At 33.1% G+C, this 414-nt stretch carries 1 pseudogene; it reads right to left on the bottom strand.

Features of this window, described 5'->3' with window-relative positions:
- Positions 1-414, bottom strand: a pseudogene (gene yidC, locus J7R05_RS08520) (membrane protein insertase YidC); the annotation flags it as partial.

Below are 414 nucleotides of genomic sequence, written 5' to 3'. Positions count from 1 at the left end.
TAGATTTATAAGATTTATTGGCTAGAGGAAAAAGAAGAGTTTTTAAGAGCACCGTGACAAGAAGGATGGCGATACCAAAATTTCCTGTTTGTTTATAAAGAACATCAATGAGAGAAAACATTGGATTGGTGATGAAATCAAACCAACCCCAGTCAATTAAAAGAGCAAACTTTTTGATTTTTATATCATTTTGATAGTTATTAATAATTTCAACTTGTTTTGCACCAGCAAAAAGCCGATTTGTAATAGTTTTTGTTTCATTTGGAGCAATCGTTAAAAGCGATCCTAGCAAGTCAGACTGATAATGCGTTTGCAAAAGATCAAAATAAATAAAACGGCTTGTTTATTCTTTATTTTGCGGGGGAATAACAGCCAAAGCCCAATATTTATAGGTTATACCAAGCCAACCTCCTG

The organism is Bartonella capreoli, assembly GCF_902813205.1.
Lineage (GTDB): Bacteria > Pseudomonadota > Alphaproteobacteria > Rhizobiales > Rhizobiaceae > Bartonella > Bartonella schoenbuchensis.
The sequence above is the reverse complement of the archived record's forward strand: the minus strand, read 5'-3'. Positions and strand labels throughout refer to the sequence as shown.